Source organism: Methylomonas koyamae (assembly GCF_019669905.1).
Taxonomy (GTDB): Bacteria; Pseudomonadota; Gammaproteobacteria; order Methylococcales; family Methylomonadaceae; genus Methylomonas; species Methylomonas koyamae.
Genome location: NZ_AP019777.1, coordinates 2397215 through 2404049, shown reverse-complemented (window position 1 = coordinate 2404049; position 6835 = coordinate 2397215). Strand labels below are relative to the sequence as shown.

Below are 6835 nucleotides of genomic sequence, written 5' to 3'. Positions count from 1 at the left end.
CGCTCCACCTCAACCTTCGATTCCCGCTCTGAAAAATTCCAATTCCGCTACTTCCCGATGCAAACGCTGGCTGGTAAAACCGGTCTCTCGGCCGCCCACAGTACGTCGTCAAAAACTCGGATGAAGTTCACATTACCGTCTTATTGTTTGCCAAGGCTATCGCAAATTTTTGCCATTTACAATTGTCCGGAATAACCCGGTTACCGACTGCCGAATGGCTTGGTTTACAGAGGCTTTAAAGACCTGACAGGCAAGTGAAGCATTACGCAAAAGGTTGGTCGATTTAGCCACACCGGCCGCCGTACCGGCTCTACCTGGCGGAGCAAGTGCGGGAGCCGGCCGAGATTTTCGGGTTTGCAAAGCGTTGCCGGTAAGGCCTCGAATTTCAGGATTTCGGTTCGGCGTTTTTTCGCCTGATTTTTAGGTTTACCGAACGCCAAAAACGGCGAAGCGAACGACAGCATATCCGAGGAGCGAAACGCGTCGTCCGTACATGAAGTATGTTTTATAGCTTGTTGTTATTTATTGGATATTAGCGACTTTAATATCGCTACGGATGCTGGCGGATGCGGTAATTTTAGGTCGAGCGGCTAAAGTAGCTCCCGTTCCGGCGCAGGCGCATCCCGCAACGGGAGCCGATCCGTGACAACGGCAGCGCTCCGGCGGCCGAATATAGCTTAATCAATATTTATATTTCAAATATTTATAAAGTTTATCTGATAAATAACTTTACAATATTCCTGCCGCTAAAAGGCGATACTCAACCTCGGCGCAGCGAATACCGCCGTTTTGATCGAAAACGTTGCCGGCAATCGATGCAGCCCTGTGGCTGGCCGGGCATCGCGCAAGCCGCGTTAAACCGTTTGCAAGCCGCCGAAGGCGGTTAAGCCGATCACGGTCAGACGGGCTGGCTACGCCATTCAGGGTATGGCCAACTTTTCCCGACTGCCGAAAACGCATAATTCGCCGGCTTCGGCAGCCGCTTTATCCGCTTGAAGTTTCACGGGAAACTCGTAACAAAACACTTATCCGGCATTAAGTTTGCGACGTAAATTGCTTTAACAACAATCAATATCTATTTGATATAAATAAATTTTTAATTTTTATCCAGAAAAATTGTTGGTTCAGCCAATTTAGCTGCATCGGAAAGCCGAGTCGCTGCGCCAAAGCCCGGCAGATTCCGCGCCAAATGCGGCGCCGACCGGCTTGATCCATGTAAATAATTAATATCCATAGAGTTTTCGCGCAAAGTTAAGATAAACTGCACCCAGGCGAACCCAAACCGGAACCGAACACCTTGAAGCACGATTCGCGGGAGTATGTTTATGCGCACACTGTATTACAGCCATCCGGATTTTCTGGCCCACGATACCGGCCTGGCACATCCGGAAAGCCCCGAGCGGTTGCGAGTGATCGCCGAAGCGCTCGCGGCGCCGCAATTCGCCGGCCTGACGCATTTACAGGCGGCGGTGCCCGACGATATCCAAGACAAAATCGCGCTGGTTCACGGCCGGGCCATGATCGCCAAGCTGCTGGCCGCGATTCCCGAGCAAGGCCTGGCGAATCTGGATGCCGACACTGTGGTTTCCCCCGGTTCGCGGCAGGCGGCGCTGCTGGCCGTCGCGGCGGTATGCGATGCGGTGGATAAGGTCTGCGGCGGCGGCGCCGACAACGCTTTCTGCGCGGTGCGCCCGCCCGGACACCACGCGATGCCCGACTATCCGATGGGCTTTTGCCTGTTCAATAATGTGGCGATAGCTGCCGAATACGCTCGCACTCGCTACGGCCTGCAGCGAATCGCGATCGTCGATTTCGACGTGCACCACGGCAACGGCACCCAAGCCGCGTTCTACGACCAGCCGCAAGTACTCTATATCTCCAGCCACCAGTGGCCGCATTACCCCGGTAGCGGCCATCCCGCCGAGCACGGCGTCGGCAATATCGTTAATTTGGCGCTGGCGACCGGCAGCGACGGTACGGTTTTGCGCGGCAAGTACCGCGAGACGGTATTCCCGGCACTGCGTAAATTCGTGCCGCAACTGGTGTTATTGTCGGCCGGCTTCGACGCGCACAAGGACGACCCGCTCGCCTCCTTGCGCTTAACGGAGACGGACTACCGCTGGCTGACGGTGCAATTGTGCGAGATTGCCGAGGAGTGTTGCCAGGGGCGTCTGATTTCAGTGTTGGAAGGCGGCTACAATTTGCAGGCGTTGGCGGGTAGCGCCGCCGCCCACGTAGCAGCGCTGCTGGGATTGGCTGACGAGGGCGTGTGACCGCCCTCCGCAGAACCGGTTATTGCAGGTTAGGCAAGGTGTAAACGTAATCGGCGTGCTTCATCGGCGAATGGCAGGCAAAACAAGGCGCGGATTGTTCCTTGTCGTACATTTTCAGGGTTTTGCCTTCCCAGATGCCGAAACCCCAGCCGCCGGTCTCCGCGTATTTCTTGCTGTCTTTGACCATCGCTTCTGCTGCGGTGAATTCGCCGGGCACCGAGGCTTGCTCCCAATTCGGATGTTTGCGCTCGGCCCATTTGATCTTGGCGATGATGCTGCCGTCCGGCCACGGTTTGGTCTTGCCGGCCCGCGCGGCGTTGATGGCAACGTCGTTGCCGACGATGGCGCGCATGCTGTTTTTTTCGTGGCGCAGCGATACACCCAACAGCCGCCAATCGCGGTACTCGCCGTGCTCCGGTTTCGCCGCCGGCGCGGTTTCGGCCGCAACGCCGTTCGCAACCAATATCAAGGCCGCCGCCAGCAGCCGTTCGCCGAAAATCTTTTGGTACATACACCCTCCATAAATAGTCATGTGAACCAGCGGCACCGATTGTAACGACTCCACCCGGTGACGGCCAACATTAAACCGTTGCCGCCGTCGCCTGCCCGAACCGATACGCGCGGATTCAGCCCTGAAACATTTGGTTTCGTTTGCCGGCAACCAGTAGCCCGCAACGGCTGGTTTGCAGGTCGGCGTGCAGACGACTTACCATATGCTGCCGGCATGGCATGCGGCGGTGCCGGTCCGCTAGCGTAGCGCCCTATTCCGCCCAATCGCCAAGGTCGGCAGCGAAGCCACCCTGTGCAACGGCTCGGACCCATAAATTTAAACCAACTGCAGGCTACCGACTGACTCACCCTGAAAGCTGCCTACCGAATTATCCGCTGGCTCAGCGTAGCGACTAGGTCAGCTTCTCCGTTAAGTACTAACCCCCGATTGTTAAACCATGACGACGACAAATATTCTGGAAACCCGCGACTTGGTGGTCGATTACCAACAGCACCGGGCGATAGACCGGCTGAATTTAGCGGTACCCGCCGGCTGCGTTTACGCTTTACTAGGCGGCAACGGCGCCGGCAAAACCACGACGATCAGCACCTTTTTGGGGTTTAACCGCCCGACCGGCGGCCAGGTCCTGATCGGCGGCCGCTCGCTGCAGGACCAGCCGGACTTGGTCAAGGCCGAGCTGGCCTATCTGCCCGAGAACGTGGCGTTGTACGACCTGCTCAGCGGTGCGGAAAACCTGAGGTTTTTCTGTGCGCTGGCCGGTATCGAGTTGAGCCGGGATCAGGCCGGCGGCTTGCTGAGCGACAGCGGCTTGCAGGCCGACGCCCACGACAAGCGGGTCGGCCAATATTCCAAAGGCATGCGGCAAAAAGTCGGTTTGGCGATTGCCAGCGCCAAGCACGCCAAAGCCATGTTGCTGGACGAGCCCACCTCCGGCCTCGACCCGAGCGCGGCCAACGATTTTGCCCAACGTATCCGCGCCGCCGCAGACGGCGGCATGGCGGTATTGATGGCAACCCACGATTTGTTCAACGCCAAGCAAGTCGCAGACCGTATCGGCATCATGAAGCAAGGCCGATTGGTCGAAGAGTTCGACGCGCACAGCGTGCAACACGACGAACTGGAAACCAAATATCTGGCGCACGCCCGGGGGCTGGCATGATCGCCACCGTGATGCGCAAGGAGCTCCTCACCACGCTGCGCGATGGCCGTTTGCTGGTGCTCGGGCTGTCGCTGTTTGCCCTGTTCGCCGCCTTTTTTCTGCTTTCCACTCATCAATTGCAGGCGCAGCGCCTGGAAAAACAACGCGTCGGGGCGACGGCCAAGGAGCAGTGGAATTCGCAGAGCGTCAAAAACCCCCATTCCGCCGCGCACTACGGTATCTACGTGTTCAAACCGGATTTGCCCGCCGCCGCGATAGACCCTGGTCTGACGCCGTTTACCGGACAGTCGTTATGGCTGGAGCCGCATAAGCGTAACCTGACCCGCTTCAATCCCAGCGCCGACGACGTGCTGGCCAACCGCTTCGGCCAGGCCGGCAGCAGTTTTGTGTTGTACGCATTGCTGCCGCTGTTGATTGTCGCGCTCAGTTTCAATTCGGTGTCGCAGGAGCGCGAACGCGGCACCTTGCGCATGTTGCACAGCTTGGGCGTGACGCCGTTGGCTTTGTTGTTCGGCAAATTGTCCGGACTGCTGGCGGCGTTTTGGTTGGTAATGTCGCCGGCCGTGCTGCTGGCGGCGCTGACCTTGGCCGGCCAATTCGACCTTACAGCCGACGACCTGATGCGGTTGAGCCTGTTGCTGGTCGGCCTAGTGGCGTATTACACGATTTTCGCTGCCTTATCGATTGCCGCATCCGCTTACTTTCGCACCAGCCGCAACACCTTGTTTTGCCTGCTGGGTTTCTGGATGGGCAGCGTGTTCGTCGCCCCGCGCCTGGGTGCGGCAATCGGCGACGTCGTGGCGCCCAATCCGAGTGCCAGCCAGTTTTGGGATGCTATCAAGACCGATATCGCCCAAGGACTGCCTGGCGACGGCTCCAAGCAACAGCGGGAAAAAGCTTTCGAGGCGCAAGTGCTCGCTCAATACGGCGTCGCCGGCAAGGAGCAGCTACCGGTAGGTTTTGTTTCGTTGAATCGGCAATTTAACGATATTTATTCCAGCAAAGTGCACCAGTTGCATTTCGACTGGCTGCGCGACAACTTCGCCAAACAACAACAGTTGGCGCAACTGGCCGGTTGGTTGGGGCCCAGCCTGGCGCTGCGCTCGCTGTCGATGGCGATTGCCGGCACCGATCTGGCGCATCAGCGCGATTTCGAAGACGCCGCCGAAGACTACCGGCGCTATTTCATCGATCTGACCGAAGAATGGGACCGCGAACGCAGCCGAGGCACCGAGCGCTCCGCCAAAGCCGAGGAGACCGACTTGCGCGGCGTGCGCGACTTTGCTTACGCCGTACCGACGGTCGGATACTCGCTACGCGCCAGCCTGCTGCCGCTAACGCTGCTAAGCGCCTGGCTCTGCGCGGCACTGTGGCTGTTGGCCCAATCGGCGCGGAGATTGCAGCCATGATGAATATCGTCAAAGTGGAATGGATCAGAATCCGGCGCAATCCGCTGAACGGTGCGATATTGCTGATTTTTGCGGTTATGCTGGGGCTAAGCGCTATTTGGTCCGGCTTTAGAGCCAGCGAGATTCGAGCCGCAGCCGCGGCGCCGCAAATCGCGCAAGCGCCGGCCAACGCCGCCGAAATGCACGATGCGCCGAAGCCGGACGATCATGACGGCGGCGGCGATTCGGCCTACGCCGCCAGCAACAAGCTGCCACCGTTGCAACTACCTTTATTGGGCGGCTTGGCGCTGAACGTCAGCCAAGCGGATTTGGTCGGCACCTCGATCAAAGTCTCCAGTCGCAGCCGCCATACCGATGGCCGCAACAGCGACCAAATATTCAATCCGTTGAGTTACGAATTCGGTTTGCTGGACTTCGCCAGCGTGTTCGCGCTGCTGACGCCGTTGGTCGTTATCGCCTTGAGTTACGGGCTGGTGCAAGAGGAACGCGAAAGCGGGGTCTGGCGTCTGGTCTGCACCCAAACCGCGCGGCCGTGGCAATTGGTATTCTCTAGCCTGGGCTTGCGTTTGCTGTTGGTCGCGTTAATCGCCGGCCTCAGCTCGGCGCTGGCCTTTTTGCTGGATAGCGGCTCGGACTGGCCGGCACTGGCGTACTGGGCGGCGATCAGCCTGAGCTATGTCGTGTTCTGGTTCGCTTTGACCGGCCTGTTCCTGTTATTGCCGATATCGTCCGGCGCCGCCGCGATCGGCTTGCTCGGCAGCTGGCTGGTGCTGACCTTCGGCGTGCCGGCCGCGCTGCATTGGGCCGCCGACCAAAGCCAACCCAAACCGTCGCGGATGGCGGCCATCATCGAGATCCGCCGTTTACAGGAAGCGAGCAACCAGCAACGGCAAACGGCGTTGGCTGACTGGTTCAAGGCCCATCCCGATCTGCTCGGCGACACGCCGCTCGCCAAGTTACCGCGCGAAGTTGCCGGCCTGCCGGTCGCCATGCAGTTGGACCATCAGATTCGCCCGCTGATGATGCAATTCGAAACCCACCGCGCCGAGCGTTTCGGATTTATGCAACGCTGGTGCTGGGCGTCGCCGGCCTTGGCCCTGGCCTTGGCGGCGGATCGATTATCCGGCCTGGACGCACCGCGCCACGCCGGCTTCGTCGCGGCCGTCGACGCATTCGAAGACCGCTGGCGAGAATACTTCCTGCCGCAGATCATGGCCCGCGCCGGCTGGAGCGAAGCGCAACAAGCGGCGCTGCCGCGCTTCGAGTTCCGTCAGACGATGGATTATGCCGAACTGAACCGTTTGGCCGGTTGGCAGGCGTTATCGGCCGCGTCGATACTGGCACTTCTGATTGCGCTGCGGCAGCGGTTCGCCCGATTTTAGAATCGGCCGGACTCGACACCCACCCAGCAAATCATGCTCCAGTCCGGCTTGGACTCCGGACTGGAGGACAAAGCCCCTGCAGCGAACGGCGGCGGCGTGCT

General features: G+C 59.2%; 6 protein-coding genes. 4 read left to right on the top strand and 2 right to left on the bottom strand.

The features are described 5' to 3' along the window. Window positions 1-1096 precede the first annotated feature (1096 nt). Window positions 1097-1234, bottom strand: a complete 138-nt coding sequence (locus MKFW12EY_RS10995; protein WP_172680225.1) for a hypothetical protein — start codon at window positions 1232-1234, stop codon at window positions 1097-1099. Between the two features lie 91 nt (window positions 1235-1325). Between MKFW12EY_RS10995 and MKFW12EY_RS10990 the strand changes: the two genes are divergently transcribed. Then, complete coding sequence (locus MKFW12EY_RS10990; protein WP_221054540.1) at window positions 1326-2273, top strand: histone deacetylase family protein; 948 nt, start codon at window positions 1326-1328, stop codon at window positions 2271-2273. 19 nt (window positions 2274-2292) lie between these two features. Here the strand turns inward: MKFW12EY_RS10990 and MKFW12EY_RS10985 are convergent, their stop codons facing one another. Further along, window positions 2293-2784: a cytochrome P460 family protein gene (locus MKFW12EY_RS10985; RefSeq protein WP_221054539.1), complete on the bottom strand. Its 492-nt coding sequence runs from the start codon at window positions 2782-2784 to the stop codon at window positions 2293-2295. A gap of 436 nt (window positions 2785-3220) precedes the next feature. On the opposite strand from MKFW12EY_RS10985, the gene MKFW12EY_RS10980 reads away from it, so the two are divergent. The 3 genes from MKFW12EY_RS10980 to MKFW12EY_RS10970 are packed head-to-tail and all read left to right on the top strand — an operon-like array spanning window position 3221 to window position 6734. Next, a complete protein-coding gene (locus tag MKFW12EY_RS10980; RefSeq protein ID WP_082409685.1) occupies window positions 3221-3943 on the top strand; it encodes an ABC transporter ATP-binding protein in 723 nt (240 codons plus the stop codon). Then, on the top strand, window positions 3940-5352 hold the full coding sequence (locus tag MKFW12EY_RS10975; protein ID WP_221054538.1) for a DUF3526 domain-containing protein: 1413 nt from the start codon (window positions 3940-3942) through the stop codon (window positions 5350-5352). Before MKFW12EY_RS10980 ends, MKFW12EY_RS10975 begins: the two co-directional genes overlap by 4 nt. Continuing rightward, on the top strand, window positions 5349-6734 hold the full coding sequence (locus MKFW12EY_RS10970) for a DUF3526 domain-containing protein (RefSeq protein WP_054759624.1): 1386 nt from the start codon (window positions 5349-5351) through the stop codon (window positions 6732-6734). Before MKFW12EY_RS10975 ends, MKFW12EY_RS10970 begins: the two co-directional genes overlap by 4 nt. Window positions 6735-6835 lie beyond the last annotated feature (101 nt).